Genomic DNA, 18,212 nt, shown 5'->3' with positions numbered 1-18,212 from the left:
ATTTCATCTTATAGACGGATGTGGTATAATGTAAACACTTGACGAGGTATTTTCGAATCAACATAGAAAGGAAGTATATGCAATGAAATATGTCGGATATTACAATGGAGAAATCGGCCCCCTCGAGGAAATGAAAATCCCGATGTTGGACCGCGCCGTTTATTTTGGAGATGGCTGCTACGATGCCACCACCTTTGCAAACAACAACATTTTTGCCGCAGACGACCACCTCGACCGTTTCTACAACAGCTGCAAGCTGCTGGAAATCCCGTTTGAAATGTCGCGCGAAGAACTGCGTGCCGAGCTGCAGAAATGCATCGATGCCAATGAGATTGACCACGGTATGCTGTACTGGCAGTGTTCCCGCGGAACTACCTATCGTGGACATCAGTTTCCACCTGCTTCCGTAAAACCAAATCTGATGATTTTTACTGTTCCGTGCGACCTGATTCCATTTGATAAGACTTTCCGCCTGATCTCGATGGAGGACACCCGTTTCCTGCACTGCAACATCAAGACGCTGAACCTGATTCCAAGTGTCATCGCTTACCAGCGCTGCATCGAACAGGGCTGCCAGGAAACGGTCTTCCACCGCGGCGAACGCGTCACCGAATGCGCCCACAGCAATATCTTAATCATCAAGGACGGCGTTCTCTGCACCCCACCGAGAGATAATCTGATTCTTCCGGGCATCACGTTAAAACATCTGCTGATGTTAGCTGAGAAAAACGGCATCCCGACCAGCGAGGCACCATTTACCATGCAGGAACTGGCAGACGCCGACGAAATCATCGTCAGCAGCTCCGGCGGGCTCTGCATCCAGGCCGTTGAACTCGATGGAAAACCAATCGGAGGAAAAGATCCGAAGACGCTGAAGACTTTGCAGGATGCTTATGCGAAGTTTTATGCGGAAGATACGAAGGTACGGTAAAAATCCATAAATTTGCCAATCAAGGGCTGTCACTCAAAACGTGGCAGCTCTTTTTCGCTTGCGACATGTTTCTGCTTCGCGCAAGTGCGCATCCTCGCGGAGCATTTTTTGTTTCATAGGACGCAATTTCCTATGAAATAAAATAAGGGATCCCTGTATTTACAAGGATCCCCAGGACGCGGAGACGGAGGGATTCGAACCCTCGTGCCGGGATGAACCGACAAACGCATTTCGAGTGCGCCGCGTTACGGCCGCTTCGCTACGTCTCCAGATATTAGGTGTTTCTCTTCGAAACACCTATACTATTATACATGATAGTTTGACTTTTGTCATCTGTTTTTTTTCACTATTTACTGATAATACGCATCAATTCCGTTCGCAATTCCCCCGGCAATCAATTCCTGATAATCATCCTGTGCCATCTTCTGGTCTTCTTCCGGGTTGCTCATAAAGCCCATCTCGACAATGGAAACCGGTATCTTACACCAGTTGATGCCGCTCATGCTGTCTGTCTCCTGCACACCGCGGTTCTTGAAGCCGGTTGCCGCGCAGACAGAGTCCGTGATCTTCTTGGAAAGAGAATAGCTTGCCGCGTGAAGCCCGCCGTTGTACGGGTTGGACGCCGTCTGGCACATGGAAAGAGTACCGTTGACCGTCGTGTTATCCAACGAATTACCGTGAATCCGGACGAAAATGGAGGCGCCGCTCTTGTTGGCGATCTCCGCTCTCTCCGCATTGCTTAAGTTGACATCGTTGGACTCCCGGATCATGACGACCTGATAGCCTCTCTCTTCCAGAATCCGTTTTAACTTCTTCGAAACTGATAAAGTCAGCTCATATTCCGGCAGCTTCGTCGATACGCCCTCGGTGCCGGAAGCCACCTTCGCCTTCATGGTCGAGGAGCCCGGTCCAACTGGTTCTTTGTCCGGATTGCCCTTTGCCTGATGTCCCGCGTCGATCGCTACGATACGTCCGTTGGACACCGGTGCACCCTGTGCATCCGCTTCTGCCCCCTGCGCTGTGACCGTCGCTTCCTCACTGCCCGGTTCGGTCGTCGTCAGGTATTCGGAACGGATAAAACAGCTCTTGTCCTTATAAAGCACCTCGCTCCAGCCGTCTCCGATACCGACGCGCTGCACGCTGTCGCCCTGATTCAGCTGTGTCACAATCTCATACTCCGTTCCACAGCCCGAACGCACATTGAGCAGGTTCTCAGTCGCATACACTGTCTCGTCGACACTCCGGAAGCCGCTCGCCGTCGTTTTGTCACTCTCCAGCTCGCTCTGGTCCGCAACCGCCGCTGCATCCGCCTCCTGAATGCCCTGTGCATCTTCCAGCTCCAGACTTCGCTTTGCCGCATTCGGCACCTGTTTCTTCGCTGTCTGTTCCGCCGGTTCTGTCTCAGCAGCCGCCATCTGCACCTGCTTCTGTGCCTGATTCGGAAGGGTAAATCCCGCATGGCTTACGCCAATGGAACCCGCCGCGACCACAATCGCGGTTACCGCCGCCCAGAAACGTTTCCGGTAATCCGGTGTGCCTGGCTTTCTTTTTCTGCTTTCTCCTCTTGCCATTTATAAAAAACTCCAATCTTACAGAAGATTCTAACCTCTCCATGATCCGCGCACTCACTGTTTCCAATCAATCGCATCGCAGCACAACTTTGATGCCGACAGACATTTCTGCCCAATTAAAATCTTCTTTCATTTCTAAATTATTCGATCGTACCGCCGCCTACGACATATTCGCCGTCATAAAAAACGACTGCCTGTCCCGGCGTCGCCGCTCTCTGCGGCTCATCAAATACGCATTCCACCCGATCTTCGCCAATCTTGCGGATCGTACAGGATGCCCCTTTGTGGCTGTAACGAATCTTCGCACTGACGCGCATCTCCTGATCGCCCAGATCCTCAATCGCCATCCAGTTGAGGTTCCGGCAGGTCAGGCGGTTAGAAAAGACGTCCTCATTTTCCCCGATCACAACCTCGTTCGTCTCCGGACGGATCTCCGTCACGAACACCGGATGACCAAGTGCCAGATTTAAGCCCTTTCTCTGTCCCACTGTATAATGGGTAATTCCTTTATGATGACCTAAAATATTGCCGTACTTATCTACAAAATTGCCTTCGGCAATCCGGCAATTACTATTTTCCTCGATAAATTTTGCATAATCGTTGTCCGGCACGAAACAGATCTCCTGACTGTCCGGCTTGTGTGCCACCGGAAGTCCAATCTCCTCCGCCATCTCTCGAATCTTGTCTTTCGTATATTCGCCGACCGGCATCAAAGTGTGTGCAAGCTGATGCTGGGTCAGGTTATAAAGCGCGTAGGTCTGATCTTTCGCCGCCGTCGCAGACTTGCAGATCGCATAGCGGCCATTCGGCAGCTTTCTCACGCGCGCATAATGTCCCGTTGCAATATAATCAGCCCCAATTTCCAGACTTCTCTGCAAAAGGGACTCCCATTTTACATATCGGTTACAGGCAATACACGGATTCGGCGTGTGTCCGTCCAGATATTCCTGTACAAAGTAATCCATGACATTTTCTTTGAACTCTTTTTTGAAGTTCATCACGTAATACGGGATCTCAAGCCGTTCCGCAACCCGTCTGGCATCATCGACAGCGCTCAGACCACAGCAGCCGCCGTGCTCTTCCTGCTCTACATTCGTCTCATCCTGCCAGATCTGCATTGTGACGCCGATCACATCGTATCCTTGTTCTTTTAAAAGCCAGGCAGCCACGGAGGAGTCAACTCCTCCTGACATGCCGACTACTACTTTTTTCTTTTTCATCAATACTCTTCTTCGACGTCTTCCTCGCCGATATCCGTCTTCGGTTTTACGAGTCCTTTGATCTCAATGCCATTCTTCTGAGCATAATCCCAGAGAGCAGCGTGAATTGCCTCCTCTGCGAGCAGAGAACAGTGTACCTTAACTGGCGGAAGTCCGTCCAGTGCCTCCATAACGGCTTTGTTGGTAACTTCCATCGCTTCCTGGATGGTTTTTCCTTTTACCATCTCGGTCGCCATGCTGCTGGTCGCAACGGCTGCACCGCAGCCAAATGTCTTAAATTTTACATCCTGGATGATCTGGTTGTCATCGATATCCAGGTAAATACGCATAATATCACCGCATTTTGCGTTGCCGACGGTACCCATACCGCTGGCATTCTCAATCTCGCCTACATTTCTCGGATGCTGGAAATGATCCATTACTTTCTCTGAATACATCGGGTGTTTCCTCTCTATATCTTCATTCACTGTGGATGTTCATTTTGCTTAAAATGTCTAAATCTTACTGCTGCGGATGTTTCTTAATGTAATCCTCATACAGCGGAGACATCGAACGAAGACGTTCTACAATCTTCTTTAAGCAGTCTACCGTGAAATCAATCTGCTCCATAGTTGTCTCGGCTGACAGGGTCAGACGCAGGGAACCGTGTGCAATCTCATGCGGCAGTCCGATCGCCAGAAGTACATGGGACGGATCCAGGGATCCGGAGGTACAAGCAGAGCCGCTGGAACCACAGATGCCTTCCATGTCAAGCATGATCAGCATGGATTCACCCTCGATGAACTGGAATGCAAAGTTTGCATTGTTGGAAAGTCTCTGGGACGGATGTCCGTTGAGGCGTGCAAATGGAATTTCTTTTAATACACGCTCGATCAGGTGGTCACGCATCGCTTTTTCTTTTGCTGTGCGCTCTTCCATCGTCGCCATCGCAATCTCAACTGCCTTGCCGAATCCTACGATACCAGCCGTATTCTCGGTACCGCCGCGGCGTTTACGCTCCTGTGCGCCGCCGTGGATGAAGGAACGAGTCTTTAATCCGGTACGGATATAAAGGAAGCCGGTTCCCTTCGGTCCATTTAACTTGTGGGCGCTGGAACTGAGCATATCGATATGGCACTCATCTACATTGATCGGAACATGACAAAATGCCTGTACCGCATCGGTGTGGAATAAAATGCCGTGTTTCTTCGCAATCTCACCAATTTCCTTGATCGGCTCAATCGTACCGATCTCATTGTTTGCAAACATAACAGAGATGAGGATGGTGTCCGGACGGATCGCCTTCTCCAGCTCGTCTAATTTAACAACACCGAACTCATCTACATCCAGATAAGTAACCTCAAAACCTCTCTGCTCCAGGTACTCACAGGTGTGCAGAATCGCATGGTGCTCAATCTTGGTCGTGATAATGTGCTTGCCCTTTGCCTGATATGCCTCTGCTGTGGAAATCAGCGCCCAGTTATCAGACTCCGTGCCGCCGTAGGTAAAGTAAATCTCGTTGGACTTTGCGCCCAGCGCTTTCGCGATCGTCTCGCGAGCCTGTGCAATCGCTCTCTTCGGCTCTGCCGAAAATTCATAAACGGAAGACGGGTTGCCGTAATACTCCGTAAAATACGGGAGCATTGCCTCCACTACTTCCGGACGCGTTTTGGTTGTCGCCGCATTGTCCAGATAAATCAACTGTTTCATAACTAATAAATCCGCCTTTCTTCTTAGTGTATGCACGCCTGCCTTTATTGTGATTGTATCACACGGAATCTCACGGCAGGAACTCCCCGCCTGTAAACATTTGCTGCGTACATAGTTTGTAGCAATAAAGGTAAAAGCTTCATCTACGTTCTTTATTATTATATAGGAAAATTGAAAAAATACAAGCAAGAATGAGCGGGTTTTTGAAAAAACCTAGTTAAAAATGGGGTATATAATGTGCTCAAGCTATTCCACCCTACTTATCCAGACAATAAAAAACCGTCCAGCTAGGAGGGGTCAACTCCTGACTAAACGGTTTTTTATTAAATCTTTGCTCCACTTCTGCCTTGAAATCCGTTACCCAATCGGCAGCAATTCCGTGGAAACGCATGTTATCCTCCAAGAGGGAATCTTCGGATAACTGCTGTAGTGCTGTCATTGGCTTCTGACCGCACATGGAGGGTTGATGCAATAGGGTTTACATAAATAAAAAGAAATAAACTGGTAACGGATACCTGTCAATACTTATACATAAAAGGGATTGGTATAGAATCAGGTCGGTTCTTCACTTGACATATCGCTATTGTAATATTATTATATATTATTAGGATACTTCTAAGTGAAAACTCTTGTTTTTTCCTGATGGTTATAATATAACACGCATCAACTTGAAATGCCATCCCCGGAACGAGAATATAAATATTGTTTTTTTACAATAATATAAGCATTTAAAAATAGTCCTATAAAGCAAAGGCTAATTAAGCCAAATGGAGGCAGAAAAATGTATATTAAAAACCCGGAGTATTTTATTACCACCGTCCGTGAGGGAAGCATTTCCAAAGCGGCTGAAAAATTATATCTGTCACAGCCATATTTAAGCCAGTGTATCGCACGAACCGAAAAGGAATTAGGCGTCAAGCTCTTCGATCGCAGCCATATGCCGCTCAAACTAACTGAGGCAGGAAAAATCTATATGCGTTATCTGGAAAGTGTCGGAGTCCTGACCGGTCAGTTTGAGGAACAGCTCGGCGAGCTGAAAACAGGACGCAGCCGTACTCTGAATGTCGGCATGACGCTGTGGCGCGGATCCGTCCTGCTGCCGGATATCCTGCCAAGCTACTCTGAAAGCCACCCGGATGTCCGCATCACCTTACGTGAACACCACACTGCCCAGCTTTCCAAGCTGTTACAGGAGGATCAGATCGATTTTGCCCTGATGAATATGCCGCTCAATCTGGATGATTTCGTCTATGACACCATCTTCAATGAGCGCCTCCTTCTGGTAGCCAGCAAGGACCATCCGGCTATCCGCGGTCTGGAAGCAGGCACTCCGGACCATCCGCTTCCAATCGACATGAAAAAGCTGCGCCGGGAACGCTTCATCCTGCTGCAGGAGGATCAGGTCATGGGACACGCCATGAAAAACCTCTTTGCCAAGATGAATATGGAACCAAAAGATGCCCTATACACCACCAGCAGTACGACTTCGGTCAACCTGGCGGCAAGAGGGTTCGGCATCACCTTCCTCCCGGAAGGCGGAATCCGCCACACTGCCCACGTGGAGCAGCTTGCATTCTTCACCGTAGACAATCCACCGTTCAGCGTGCCGCTGCTGCTTTTATATAAGAAGAACAGCATTATTTCACCACACGCGAAGGATTTTATCGATATGGTGAAGGAGTATTACCGGAATCTGGAAGCAAACAAAATAAAAGAATAAAGCCATAGGCTCTATTAAGCACAAAAAGCACATGAAAGTCTTCTATTGTTCCCAAATGTCTTTCATGTGCTTTTCGCATTTGCTTCTTCTGCTTAAACTTCCTCTTGATCCAGCTCCAGTCCTTTGACCATATTTTCGAATTCATATAGTAGGTCAATATACTCTTTTGCCATGTTCCAAACAGGCTGCCACATCTCCCTCAATGTGGCAGCCTGCTCATCACTTTTTCATCAATCCTGCACTGCTCTTCCATGCCATCATCATAATATCCACTGAATCATCATATAGGTTGGCATTAGAAATAGATATGGGTTTACTACAAAGCTTTTTCATCTTTTCCTCACTTTCTATTTCGGTATGATTAAAAAGTTTCCTATCATCCAAAATATGCGCAGCAGTTACAAGAACCGCTGCGCCAAATCCAAACAACTATTTTTAATTACCGCTGAATCGTGTTGGAATTCTGATTGTATGCTTTCGCTACGCACTTCCATTCACCATTCATCTTTAACAGAAGCAATACATCTGTGAAATCAATCCGATTGCCCCAGCCTTCTTCCAAAACACGTACAACCGCAAGTGATTCCTCTACCAGAAGTACATCAACGCGGGCTTTAAAATTGTCTCCACCAGGAACGGTATCTACATTATGATAAAACTGCTCAATCGAACCATGCTCCAGTTTTCCATCCAGATAGCCAAACAGAACCGCTTCATCGGTAAACAGCTCTTTCGCATATTTACTGTTTCCCTCTGCGACACTCTTAACAAATTTCATTGCTGCTTCTTCTACCGCCTGGTACTCTTTTAATTCTGCTCTCATAATCGTTTCCTCCTTAATGAATACATTTTAATTTTATGTAAAGCAATTTGCCTTATATGTTTATTTTCTTTCGCGGTGTCCAAGCTGTTCATGTAAGAGGACATCCATCCGCACATTCTTTTCGGTTCAAATTGACTTTATTTAATAACTATATTATAATTATATCAATAATAATCAAAAGGACAAGTACGCACATAAAAGTGCAATACTAACTAAAAGGAGAGTGTAAAATGGGGGCCCGCTGCATATCAAAAGAACAATTGGAAACCACTGGATTTAGCTACACACTGTCATTAATCAACGGAAAATACAAAATGACCATCCTCTATACCCTGATGGAATTTGGTGTCGTCCGTTTCAATGAAATGAAAAAGTATATCGGTGGAATTTCTTACAAAACACTTAGTTCTACCCTAAAAGAACTTGAAATGGATCAATTAATTCATCGCGAAGAATACCCACAAATTCCTCCAAAAGTAGAATACAGCTTAACCGAGCGCGGAAAGTCCCTGATTCCCATTTTAGACGGAATGTGTGACTGGGGTGACAAGCATCGGCTATAATTTCATACCCACAAACGCCATCCTGGCTTTTCTTCTAAAAAGTGATGGCCGGCGTTTGTGCTCTTCACTCCGCTCTTCCATTCAAATATGCCTTTGAACCATTTATTTTCCGAAAATGGGCAGCAATAGACATAAATTAAATGCTTTTTCCTAATTCATATGCCTGTTCCACTTCTTTTTTCCCGTCAACGTCTCCCGGCATCATATTGCCGCCCGCCAGGACATGGCCCAGATTTTTCCATCTTAAATGTTCCATCAGGTGATCGTAATATACCACCGCATCCTCAAACCCATTTCCTTCCGCTGCCATCAGAAGTGCAGATGACTTATTGCCGCGAAGGTAATTTTTATTTCCTTCTTCAAGTGCAAACAAACGATCCACTGCCGTCCGGAGCTGCCCACTCATATTCCAATAATATAGCGGTGATGCCATAACAACGACATCTGCCTCTTTCACCGGCTGATAAATCTGCTGCATATCATCTTTTTGGACGCAGGGATATTCTTCCTCATTTTTTCCTCCAAAACATCCTTTACAGCCATGGATCTCCATCTTTCCAAGCCGGAAAATCCGGACGGTATTTCCGGCCTCCTCGGCGCCTTTTGAAAATGCATTTACTAATGCAGCTGTATTTCCCTTTTCCCTCGGGCTTCCATTTAAAATTACAATTTTCTTATTCACAAACTCTTCCTCCATGCTTGAATATATATCAATACTCTGCCCCCTATTTCCGGAGCAGCCAAAAGGGGCTGTCGCACTAAGTGAAAATTAGTGCGGCAGCACTTTTTTGTAAAAATTTAAGAGCCCGGCTTCGAAAAGTCGGGCTCTTGGTGTAAAATTAATGTATGACCAAACACATTAAATTACAGAAAAATTATACTGCATGGAGTTGATTCGGAATATATCACCTAGCTCACAGTAAACCCAAATCCAACAGATACCAAAACCCTGATCCCATTTTTGAAAGATATGGAACAGAACCTGGGATTCAAGTACACAGAGATAGTTGCTGATGCTGGTTATGAAAGTGAGGAGAATTATCTATTTATTGAGACCAATGGGCAGACGGCATTCATCAAGCCAAACAACTATGAAATCTCAAAAAAGCGTAGATTCAAAACAGATATCGGAAAAATGGAGAACATGGACTACGATAAGGAGAATGATTTTTATATATGTAAGAACAATCAAAAATTGACAGTCCCGTATGAAAAGAAGGGAAAAACGGCAACCGGCTATAGAAGAACTACAACTGTCTATAAATGTTCCGACTGCAGTGGTTGTCCTTATAAAACGGATTGCATTAAAGGCAATAATTGCAAAACATCAATGGAACAGCGTAGTAAAACACTGTATGTTTCAAAAACCATGAAGCAGCAACGAGCAGAAGAACTTGAACGTATAACCAGCCCATACGGAATTCAGCTCCGAGTAAATCGAAGTATACAAGCAGAGGGATCCTTCGCTTCTGTAAAACAGGATATGGAATTCAGACGATATATGTACCGCGGAAAAGAAAACGTCACTGCACAAAGCGTCATTCTTGCAATCGCACACAATATCAATAAACTTCATAATAAAATACAGACCGAAAAGACAGGACAGCATCTGTTTAAGCTGAAAGAAACCGCATAAATTTTGATAATTCAAAAAAGGAAAGAAATCCCAGGCCTTCTTCGAGAAAGGTCTGGGTAAGTATGCTCAAAATCAACAACGGGTAGGGAAAAGAGCTAAATCTAAACGTTTTTCCTTAAAATAAAAGGGTTGCAGTAGCGATTTTTAAATCGTTACTGCAACACATCCCTTCAGCTTTACCATTTACCGGCCTTTATTTTTCATAGACATCTGATACTTCTGCTTCTACATATTTTTTATAAAGCTCATTCCACTCATTCTGAACCAGTTCAGAGCTGCAATGCGCTTTAAAATCAGCCTCCTTTTCCCAGGCATCGGATACTACCATTTTATCAGAGTCCGTGATCGATTCACCAATCTGATAATAAATATTACCCTTTTGCTTGCGGAAGTTTTCAATCAGCTGCAAGCGTCTGAGTTCCGCTGCGTATTCACTTCTTTTCCCGCTTTTAATCGTCAGTACTGCAACAAAGTTTGTCATCTTTCCATCTACCATTTATTTAATACTAATACTTTCAAGTTTACACGTTTTTGTATTTCAATAGTGCCGATTACACTGCAACCATCCACAAAATCATCCTCTTACGCCTCTACTTCCCCATTTTTCAGACGTTTAAAGTAATCAAGTGTCAGTTCCCGCATTTTCGGAACCCAGAACATAATGCCAATGACATGAACTAAAATTATAATCATATTTCCGACATCTACCCACGGCAGAGCTGCATCTACACCAACCGTTCCGCCTAAGAAGCAAAATACAACTACCAGCACCTGCATTATTTTTCTGGCTGCTTTACCGAGCAGGTTCTCTGCCAGAATTCCGGAAGAAGTTGACATGGATAACGCCGAGGATGCTGCAAACAAAATCAAGCTGATGGAAGCTACCAGTCTTCCGATTAAGCCAATCGTGCCAAATGCATTGATTGCAAGGACAGAACCCGGAGCACCTGTTGTCCATGTTCCAGTTACCAAAATAACCATCGCACTGAATGTACAGATAACCATCGTACACATAAATACTTCAAAAATACCGAACATTCCCTGTTTTACCGGTTCATTGGTATTCGCCTGGGCATGAAGGATACTTGCACTTCCGTTTCCGCCATCATTCGAATAAACACCTCTTGCGCATCCATTTTTAATCGTAGCTGAGAGCGCCGCTCCTGCAAATCCGCCGGTTGCTGCCGTTCCGGTAAATGCGTTCGTAAAGATAGATACAAATGCTGGAACAAAATTTTGAATATTTAAAATAATCAGGATTGCTCCCGCTGCCATGTAAATAAATGCCATCGTCGGGACCAGTTTATCGGTTACCTTTACCAGGGCACCTAATCCGCCCAGGAGAACTGCAATAATAATCACGCAGCAGATAATGGTTGTAATCATTGGTTGGACGCCAAACGTAGCAACGGATGATGTAATGGCTCCTGTATGTACGCCGCAGCCAATTCCCATACCAAAGCAACAGGATACCGCCCAAATCCATCCAAGCGGTTTCCATATCTTCGCCAGATAAATATTGGCTCCGCCACGCCACTGTCCATTTTCATCTTTCTGCCGTGTGTAAACGCCCAGCAGAGCCTCCGCATATTTTAAAGCCATCGCGATAAATCCAATCACCCACATCCAAAAGACAGCTCCCGGTCCACCCAGTGCAATTGCGCTGCCGACACCAATGATGTTTCCTGTTCCGATCGTGTTGGCCAGTGTAGCCACCATAGCCGACCAGCTGGAAATACCTGATTCATCCTTATGATGTGCTGCATCTCCAAAGGTTGTCTTAAGCATATGTCCAAAATGCTTGATCTGTACAAAATCGCAGGCGACCGTGATAACCAGACCTCCGCCAATCAGAACAATCAGCATCGGAAGTGTCCACATCCACCCAGTAAACGCCATAATTGCATTATAGATTGCCATACGTATCTCCCTTCTTAATAAGCTCTGCTTTCTTATTACTCGTACATAGATGCAAAATATACAAACATCCGATCCTGATCCAACGTTCCACTAACCGGATCCGCATGCATCAGTTCCGGATGCCACTGAACCGCGATAATCGGAAGTTCCTTATGGACCATTCCCTCTATAATGCAGCTTCGTTTACACTCCACTTCAACTTTTTCTTCATTTTCAATTTTTCTCATCCATTCTTCTTTTTCTTCTTTTGAAAGGATTCTGGAAAACCATACCTGGCCAATCTTAAATCCCTTTCCCGGCTTCTTAACCGCCTGATGATGTGCAGAGTTTACAATTCCGCTCGCCCCATACATCAGCTCAAACGGTGTTCTCCGGATATTAATCGTATTATGCAGCTTAATTTCATCTGACTCATATGTATGCATACTGCCTTTTTCCAGATCCTGGATAATGGTTCCTCCAAAATATATGTTGACAAGCTGCATTCCTCGGCAAATCGCTAAAATTGGTTTTTTAGCCTTAACGGCCGCGTCCACAACTGCAAGCTGAAGCTCATCCAGTTCCCGGTCCAGATTTTTGCTGCCCTGGTTCTCTTCCCCATAGAGAGCCGGGTCCACATCCGGAATACCGCCTGGAAACAAGATGCCATCGCACTCTTCAACCACCTTCGGATCCAATGAAATAACCAGTTCTGTATCCAGATTTTTCATCGCATCTGAAATGCCATCATACATCCCGTGTTCGTCTCTTTCTCGTTCTACATACATGACTTTTTTCATTTGTTTGTTCCCCTCCTGTTTTGTCATTATAATAATTTTTTTGCAAAGCGATCTTTCTATAAGCTTGCTCCTATACAACATTTGCAGTTCTCTTCCTCTTAAGAACTGTTCAAGTTGAAAGATCATGTCTCCAGTCCTTTACAAACATCTGTAAAGGACAAACTGTAAAGCAAAATAATACTCGGACAGGTTGCCACACCTTCTGGATATGACAACCTGCTCAAGTTTTTTATATGTGTATTAGGTTGTATGAAGTCTATTTCTCTATAATTCTGAAATTACTTACGAATCTTCTCCACAAATTCCTTCAGTCTCTTGCATCCCTCAACAACATTCTCATAGCTGTTTGCAAAGGACATACGGATATAGTGGTCGCCTTCGCTTCCGAATACATCGCCCGGTACCATTGCTACCTTGGCATTTTCAAGAAGCAGCGGGGCAAATTCCTGTCCACTCATGCCGAGTTTTTCAATGTTGATGAAGATGTAGAACGCACCCTTCGGGCAGCGGCAGCTCAGTCCGTCGATCTCGTTGATAGCTTTGACTGCGTAGTCGCGGCGTCTCTGATACTCTTTGACCATATCTGCTACTTCGTTCTTCTCTTCTTTCAGCGCTACGACACCTGCTTTCTGTACGAAGGAAGTCGCACAGGTAACTACATGCTGATGCAATTTATTGACAGTCTTGACAATCTCTTCACTGCAGGCTGCGTAGCCAAGACGCCAGCCGGTCATGGAGTATGCTTTGGAGAAACCGTTTAATGTGATGGTTCTCTCCTTCATGCCCGGAAGAGAAGCGATGCTGATGTGTTTTGCATCATCGTATAACAGTCTCTCATATACCTCATCTGATATAATCATGATATCGTTCTTCACAGCAATCTCTGCCAGTTCTTTCAGCACATCCTCTGCCAGCACACCGCCGGTCGGATTGCTCGGAGTGATAAGAACGAGTGCCTTGGTCCGTGGGGTAACCTTTGCACGAATCTCATCCAGATCAATCTGGTAATCATTCTCCTCTTTCAATGTATAGGTAATCGGAACCGCGCCCAGAAGCTTCGGAACATTTAAGTAGTTTAACCAGCCCGGATTCGGAACCAGAACCTCATCGCCCTCGTCGAGAATTGCTGCCATGACATCAAAAACTGCCTCGGAAAGACCTACACTGACGATGATCTCAGTCGGTTTGTACTCTACATTGTTCTGCGTCTTTAATTTCCAGGCAATCGCCTCCCGCAGCTCCATGGTACCAAAGTTGGAAGTATAGAATACATCGCCTTTTTTGATATCCTCGATGCAGGCATTCTTGATGTATTCCGGTGTATCGAAATCCGGACGTCCTAACTCAAAGTGAATGACCGTCTCTCCTGCGCGCTCCATTGCCAGCGCCTTTTCGTTTACTTTACGGATTCCAGACGGAACCAGTTCATCCATTCTTTTTGCGAATAATTTATCCATAATAAAATCTCCTTTTCATTCTGCATATACTCTCAGATTCTCATTGGTCCGCATCTGCTGACACTTTTCCAAGAATATTTTATTTTTCCTGGTAGCCGGCCGGAATTCCGTTTTTCTGTTCTCCAGCCCTTACGCTGCCTTTGTCTCGGTTTCCGCACCAGTTCCCAGCGTATGCATCATGCCCTCGCTACGTGCTACCACCATGGTGGTTACCACATCACCGGTTACGTTAAAGGTTGTATTTGCCATATCAATCAGTCGGAAGATACCGGCAATCAGACCTACAATCTCCAGCGGAAGTCCCATGTTCGTCAGAAGAATCGTGGTCATGATGATCGCGCCTCCCGGAACACCCGGACAGCCCATAGCTACTAATACAGTAGAAATAATAATGTTTACCAATGCGGACGGTGTCAGGTTCATTCCATAAATCTGTGCCGTCATTACGATAGCCGCTGCATAGTAGATACATCCACCATTCATGTTGATGGTTGCGCCAAGCGGCAGGGAGAACGATGATAACTCGGAAGATACGCCAAACTCATCATTCGTAACAGAGGTTGTGATCGGAAGAGAACCGCTGCTGCTGGTGGTGCTGGCCGTTACAACCCATACTTTCCAGATACCCTGCAGCCATTTCTTTACCGGGAACTTTGCCAGAAGCGCTACCATCGGAATATACATCAGTAAAACAAGGATTACATCGGAAGCATAAACCGTGAGAATCAGCTTTCCGAGCGGTCCAAAGATTTTCAGACCATATGCACCAACTGAATCTGCTAACAGTGCACATACACCAATCGGAGAAAACTCCATAACAATGGCTGTGATTTTATACATTGCATTGGCACAGCTCTGTACACCTGCTAAAAGGCGTTCCCCCTCTTTTCCCATCATGATAAGTGCTACGCCTAAGAATACCGAAAATACGATAATCTGCAGCATATTTGTGTTGGTAAAAGAAGTGAAAATGTTGGATGGGAACATATCAATTAACGTATCAATGATACTCGGCATCGCCTGCGCCTCATAATCAGTCGATTGTGATAACGCGGTTAAATCAAATCCTTTTCCTGGATTGATGATGTTTGCCATGATAAGCCCTAATCCTACACAGAGTGCAGATGTCAGCGCATACAGTCCAACCACCTTCACGCCAATGTTCCGGAGCTTTTTCAAGTCTCCTAAGCTCGCGACTCCCGCTGTGATGGAAAAGAATACCATCGGAACGACAATCATTTTAATCATATTTAAAAAGATGGTTCCCAGAGGTTTTACAATGGTTGCTTTTTCTCCAAATACGAGTCCGATGACAATACCAAGGCCAAAACCGATGAACGTCTTTGTCGCCAAGCTCAATTTCTTTTTTTCTTTCATGAATATTCCCCTTCTTATGCAATACCCTCACTTACTGTTCACACATATGTGACCACCATGTTGTTTCACAGCACTTTCTATTTCAAAAGTGCCTGCTTTAAACAACCTCCTCTATGCTATATTCTCTCCCAGATTTCATTTCCCCAAATGTCCTCCGGGAGAGAGGTATCTGCAGTTCCGGGTAAATTTCCCAATTCACCTGCAAAACATGCCTTCCGTGAACTCTTCCGGATGTCCTGCATTCCGGAAATGCATCTTTGCCATGTTTTGCAATTAGTATGCTCTTGTCATCGCACCGTCTAACAGGATGGTCTGACCAGATACGTATGTATTTGCCTCGGAGCACAGCCATGTAGCCAGACGTCCGTATTCATCGATGGTGCCGTAGCGTCCCATCGGGAACTTCTTCAGGTCTTCCTTCTCGTAATCTGCTACGCTGATGCCAGCCTTGTCTGCACGCATCTTGTTCAGATTTTCGATTCTTGCGGTACCGATACGACCTGGTCCAATGACATTGACTAAGATATTGTCTTTGCCGACCTCACTTGCCAGGGTCTTGCTCATGCCGACAACGCCCATTCTCATGGTATTGGAAAGAATCAGGTTATCCAGGCAATCCTTAACGGAAGAAGAAGTTGAGTTTACGATACGGCCGCCGCCGAGACGTTTCATGGACGGGAGTACCGCACGGATGGTTCTTACGTAGGAGAGCAGGCACATCTCAAAAGCGCCCTCCCATGCCGCATCATCAAAGCTTACGAACGGTCCCGGCTTCGGTCCCGGGCACATATTTACAAGTGCGTAGATATCGCCCAGTGTCTCAACGGTGTGTTTTACAAGTGCCTCGATGTCCTCCGCCTTGTTGACATCGCAGAGGAAGGTCTCCGGACGGTTTCCGGTTTCTTTCTCAATCTCAGCCTGTGCTTCCAGAAGCTGATCTTTAAACGGTTCTGCGGTACAAATCATAACCTTTGCACCTTCTCTTGCCATCTCGGTTGCAATTCCCTTGCCAAGTCCGGCTGCTGATGCCATACAGAGAACTACCTTGTCTTTTAATCCTAAATCCATGTTGCTACCTCCTGCTTAAAATGAATATATAAAATGATTTGAATGTTCTTTTTGAATTTTTCGTTTTTTTGAAGTATCTTATTTCCCAAATGTATCTGATATGTGTCAGTTTCTTGGAATTGGGATGGCGCTTTCACGCCATCCCCGGTACATATTACAAGGCGATTCTATTTGGGGGAAATCACCATGCAGCCTATTTTTATCTCCATCCATCACGGATGAAATCTCATTTTTTACGCTTCTTTCTCCGGATGTTTCTTTAAATCAACAACCGGGTTTACAAGCGGCGTCATCTCGAATCCGTCTGGTCCAGTGATGCGGCACTCTGCTACATCGCCATCCTGGATGTGGAACGCTCTCGGGGTTCCGGTGGAAAGGATGTCTCCTGCGTACCAGCCCTGGATGCTGCTGTGCAGAGATACCAGACGTGGCGGTCTGTGGGTCATGTTTGCCACTACATTTTCTGCATGAACTTCACCGTTGTGAACGCTCTGAACCAGAAGCTCATTGACATCCGGTACCTCATCCGGGGTTACCAGCTCCGGGCCGAAGGAGAAGAAGGTCGGGAAGTTCTTTACGATGGTTAAATATCTCGGGTTGCCGCTTACATAATCATTTCCCTTTAAGATGGATTCCTCAGTCATATCAAGGATGGTGGTATAACCGACGATGGCATCCTGCCAGTTTTCTTCGGATATATCTCTGCAATCCTTGCCCATGATGATTCCAAGCTCTGCCTCTGCGGTGGTTTTCTGTGCTTCTTTCAACTTCGGAAGCAGGATTTCATCGCCCGGACCAATCAGGGTGTCTGCCTGCTTGAAGAAGCTTCCCGGAAATCCCTTCGGAGCTGCAGAACCGATGTCTCCGGCATGGTCTGCATAGTTAAGGCCGATACCAAAGATACGTTTCGGGTTGCGGTAGAGCGGTCCGTATACAACTTTCTCGCTCGGAACCAGTCCCGGAATACTTTCCAGCTCTTCCTTGCCGCCTGCGTTATACCATTTTGTCAGTCCCGGAATCTGCTGCTTCTGGATGAGACTCATGACATCCTCGGCCCATGCGGTTCCCTTTGCTGCATTCAGTGCCTCAATCGGAAGCACTCCATTCTTTAAGACGATACCGGCTTTTTCTGTTCCGTTCACTTTGATAGTTGCAAATCTCATATGGTTTCCTCCTTTATCTGTCAGAGATTGCTTCTTCAGAAGTTCTATTTGTCTGTTTCTTTTCATTTTGTTTCAGCGTCTGAAACCCAACCTCTTGAAGCTCTCTGTTTCTTTCTGACATTACTTTACCATTCCCACCAAAAATGTTCCAACTCTCTTTCGAATATGGACGTATAGGTAAATGGTTATGGACCATGACGTGTCTAAAATGATACTTGACCTTCCCTAATAAGCGAAAATACGGGGCTGTCGCATTAGCAAATATTTTTGCTGGGCGGCAGCCCTACTTTCTGCC

Annotated in this window: 16 protein-coding genes, 1 tRNA gene and 1 pseudogene; 4 read left to right on the top strand and 14 right to left on the bottom strand. The window is 45.8% G+C overall.

Annotated features, from left to right (window positions below; genetic code table 11):
* Positions 1-82 precede the first annotated feature (82 nt).
* Positions 83-931: an aminotransferase class IV gene (locus DW720_RS08810; protein ID WP_118570466.1), complete on the top strand. Its 849-nt coding sequence runs from the start codon at positions 83-85 to the stop codon at positions 929-931.
* Between the two features lie 179 nt (positions 932-1,110).
* On the opposite strand, the gene DW720_RS08805 is transcribed toward DW720_RS08810, so the two are convergent.
* The 5 genes from DW720_RS08805 to nifS all read right to left on the bottom strand — a co-directional run bounded on the left by DW720_RS08805 (position 1,111) and on the right by nifS (position 5,411).
* Positions 1,111-1,200, bottom strand: a tRNA-Ser gene (locus tag DW720_RS08805).
* Between the two features lie 81 nt (positions 1,201-1,281).
* Positions 1,282-2,502 carry an N-acetylmuramoyl-L-alanine amidase gene (locus DW720_RS08800; protein ID WP_118684937.1) on the bottom strand — a complete coding sequence of 407 codons (1,221 nt, stop codon included), beginning with the start codon at positions 2,500-2,502 and terminating at the stop codon, positions 1,282-1,284.
* A gap of 140 nt (positions 2,503-2,642) precedes the next feature.
* Complete coding sequence (gene mnmA / locus DW720_RS08795) at positions 2,643-3,722, bottom strand: tRNA 2-thiouridine(34) synthase MnmA (protein ID WP_118749550.1); 1,080 nt, start codon at positions 3,720-3,722, stop codon at positions 2,643-2,645.
* Entirely contained in the window at positions 3,722-4,159 is a 438-nt protein-coding gene (gene nifU, locus DW720_RS08790) for a Fe-S cluster assembly scaffold protein NifU (RefSeq protein ID WP_022358753.1), read from the bottom strand. The genes mnmA and nifU overlap by 1 nt, the downstream gene beginning before the upstream one ends.
* Before the next feature lie 64 nt (positions 4,160-4,223).
* Positions 4,224-5,411 (bottom strand): cysteine desulfurase NifS, encoded by a 1,188-nt coding sequence (gene nifS, locus DW720_RS08785; protein WP_022358754.1) that lies wholly within the window; start codon positions 5,409-5,411, stop codon positions 4,224-4,226.
* Between the two features lie 781 nt (positions 5,412-6,192).
* Here nifS and DW720_RS08780 point away from each other — a divergent pair.
* A complete protein-coding gene (locus DW720_RS08780; RefSeq protein WP_118749549.1) occupies positions 6,193-7,131 on the top strand; it encodes a LysR family transcriptional regulator in 939 nt (312 codons plus the stop codon).
* A 439-nt stretch (positions 7,132-7,570) separates the two neighbouring features.
* Here DW720_RS08780 and DW720_RS08770 read toward each other — a convergent pair whose 3' ends face one another.
* Positions 7,571-7,954 carry a nuclear transport factor 2 family protein gene (locus DW720_RS08770; RefSeq protein ID WP_118471828.1) on the bottom strand — a complete coding sequence of 128 codons (384 nt, stop codon included), beginning with the start codon at positions 7,952-7,954 and terminating at the stop codon, positions 7,571-7,573.
* 230 nt (positions 7,955-8,184) lie between these two features.
* On the opposite strand from DW720_RS08770, the gene DW720_RS08765 reads away from it, so the two are divergent.
* Positions 8,185-8,517, top strand: a complete 333-nt coding sequence (locus tag DW720_RS08765; protein ID WP_118471826.1) for a helix-turn-helix domain-containing protein — start codon at positions 8,185-8,187, stop codon at positions 8,515-8,517.
* 136 nt (positions 8,518-8,653) lie between these two features.
* On the opposite strand, the gene DW720_RS08760 is transcribed toward DW720_RS08765, so the two are convergent.
* Positions 8,654-9,199: an NAD(P)H-dependent oxidoreductase gene (locus tag DW720_RS08760; RefSeq protein WP_118652971.1), complete on the bottom strand. Its 546-nt coding sequence runs from the start codon at positions 9,197-9,199 to the stop codon at positions 8,654-8,656.
* 252 nt (positions 9,200-9,451) lie between these two features.
* Here DW720_RS08760 and DW720_RS08755 point away from each other — a divergent pair.
* Positions 9,452-10,153, top strand: a pseudogene (locus DW720_RS08755) (transposase); the annotation flags it as partial.
* Positions 10,154-10,346: 193 nt separating this feature from the next.
* Here the strand turns inward: DW720_RS08755 and DW720_RS08750 are convergent.
* The 7 genes from DW720_RS08750 to DW720_RS08720 all read right to left on the bottom strand — a co-directional run bounded on the left by DW720_RS08750 (position 10,347) and on the right by DW720_RS08720 (position 17,917).
* Positions 10,347-10,634: an antibiotic biosynthesis monooxygenase family protein gene (locus DW720_RS08750; protein WP_182427973.1), complete on the bottom strand. Its 288-nt coding sequence runs from the start codon at positions 10,632-10,634 to the stop codon at positions 10,347-10,349.
* A gap of 101 nt (positions 10,635-10,735) precedes the next feature.
* A complete protein-coding gene (locus DW720_RS08745) occupies positions 10,736-12,073 on the bottom strand; it encodes an amino acid carrier protein (RefSeq protein ID WP_118471822.1) in 1,338 nt (445 codons plus the stop codon).
* Between the two features lie 35 nt (positions 12,074-12,108).
* Entirely contained in the window at positions 12,109-12,852 is a 744-nt protein-coding gene (locus tag DW720_RS08740; protein WP_182436538.1) for a gamma-glutamyl-gamma-aminobutyrate hydrolase family protein, read from the bottom strand.
* A 278-nt stretch (positions 12,853-13,130) separates the two neighbouring features.
* Positions 13,131-14,309 (bottom strand): pyridoxal phosphate-dependent aminotransferase, encoded by a 1,179-nt coding sequence (locus DW720_RS08735; protein WP_118749547.1) that lies wholly within the window; start codon positions 14,307-14,309, stop codon positions 13,131-13,133.
* A 129-nt stretch (positions 14,310-14,438) separates the two neighbouring features.
* Positions 14,439-15,686 (bottom strand): dicarboxylate/amino acid:cation symporter, encoded by a 1,248-nt coding sequence (locus tag DW720_RS08730; RefSeq protein WP_107001268.1) that lies wholly within the window; start codon positions 15,684-15,686, stop codon positions 14,439-14,441.
* Positions 15,687-15,959: 273 nt separating this feature from the next.
* On the bottom strand, positions 15,960-16,754 hold the full coding sequence (locus tag DW720_RS08725) for an SDR family oxidoreductase (RefSeq protein ID WP_107001269.1): 795 nt from the start codon (positions 16,752-16,754) through the stop codon (positions 15,960-15,962).
* Between the two features lie 233 nt (positions 16,755-16,987).
* Entirely contained in the window at positions 16,988-17,917 is a 930-nt protein-coding gene (locus DW720_RS08720) for a fumarylacetoacetate hydrolase family protein (RefSeq protein WP_118749546.1), read from the bottom strand.
* Between the last annotated feature and the right edge of the window lie 295 nt (positions 17,918-18,212).

Origin of the sequence: Clostridium sp. AM27-28 (assembly GCF_003480955.1) — a bacterium.
Classification (GTDB): Bacteria; Bacillota; Clostridia; order Lachnospirales; family Lachnospiraceae; genus Otoolea; species Otoolea fessa.
The sequence above is the reverse complement of the archived record's forward strand: the minus strand, read 5'-3'. Positions and strand labels throughout refer to the sequence as shown.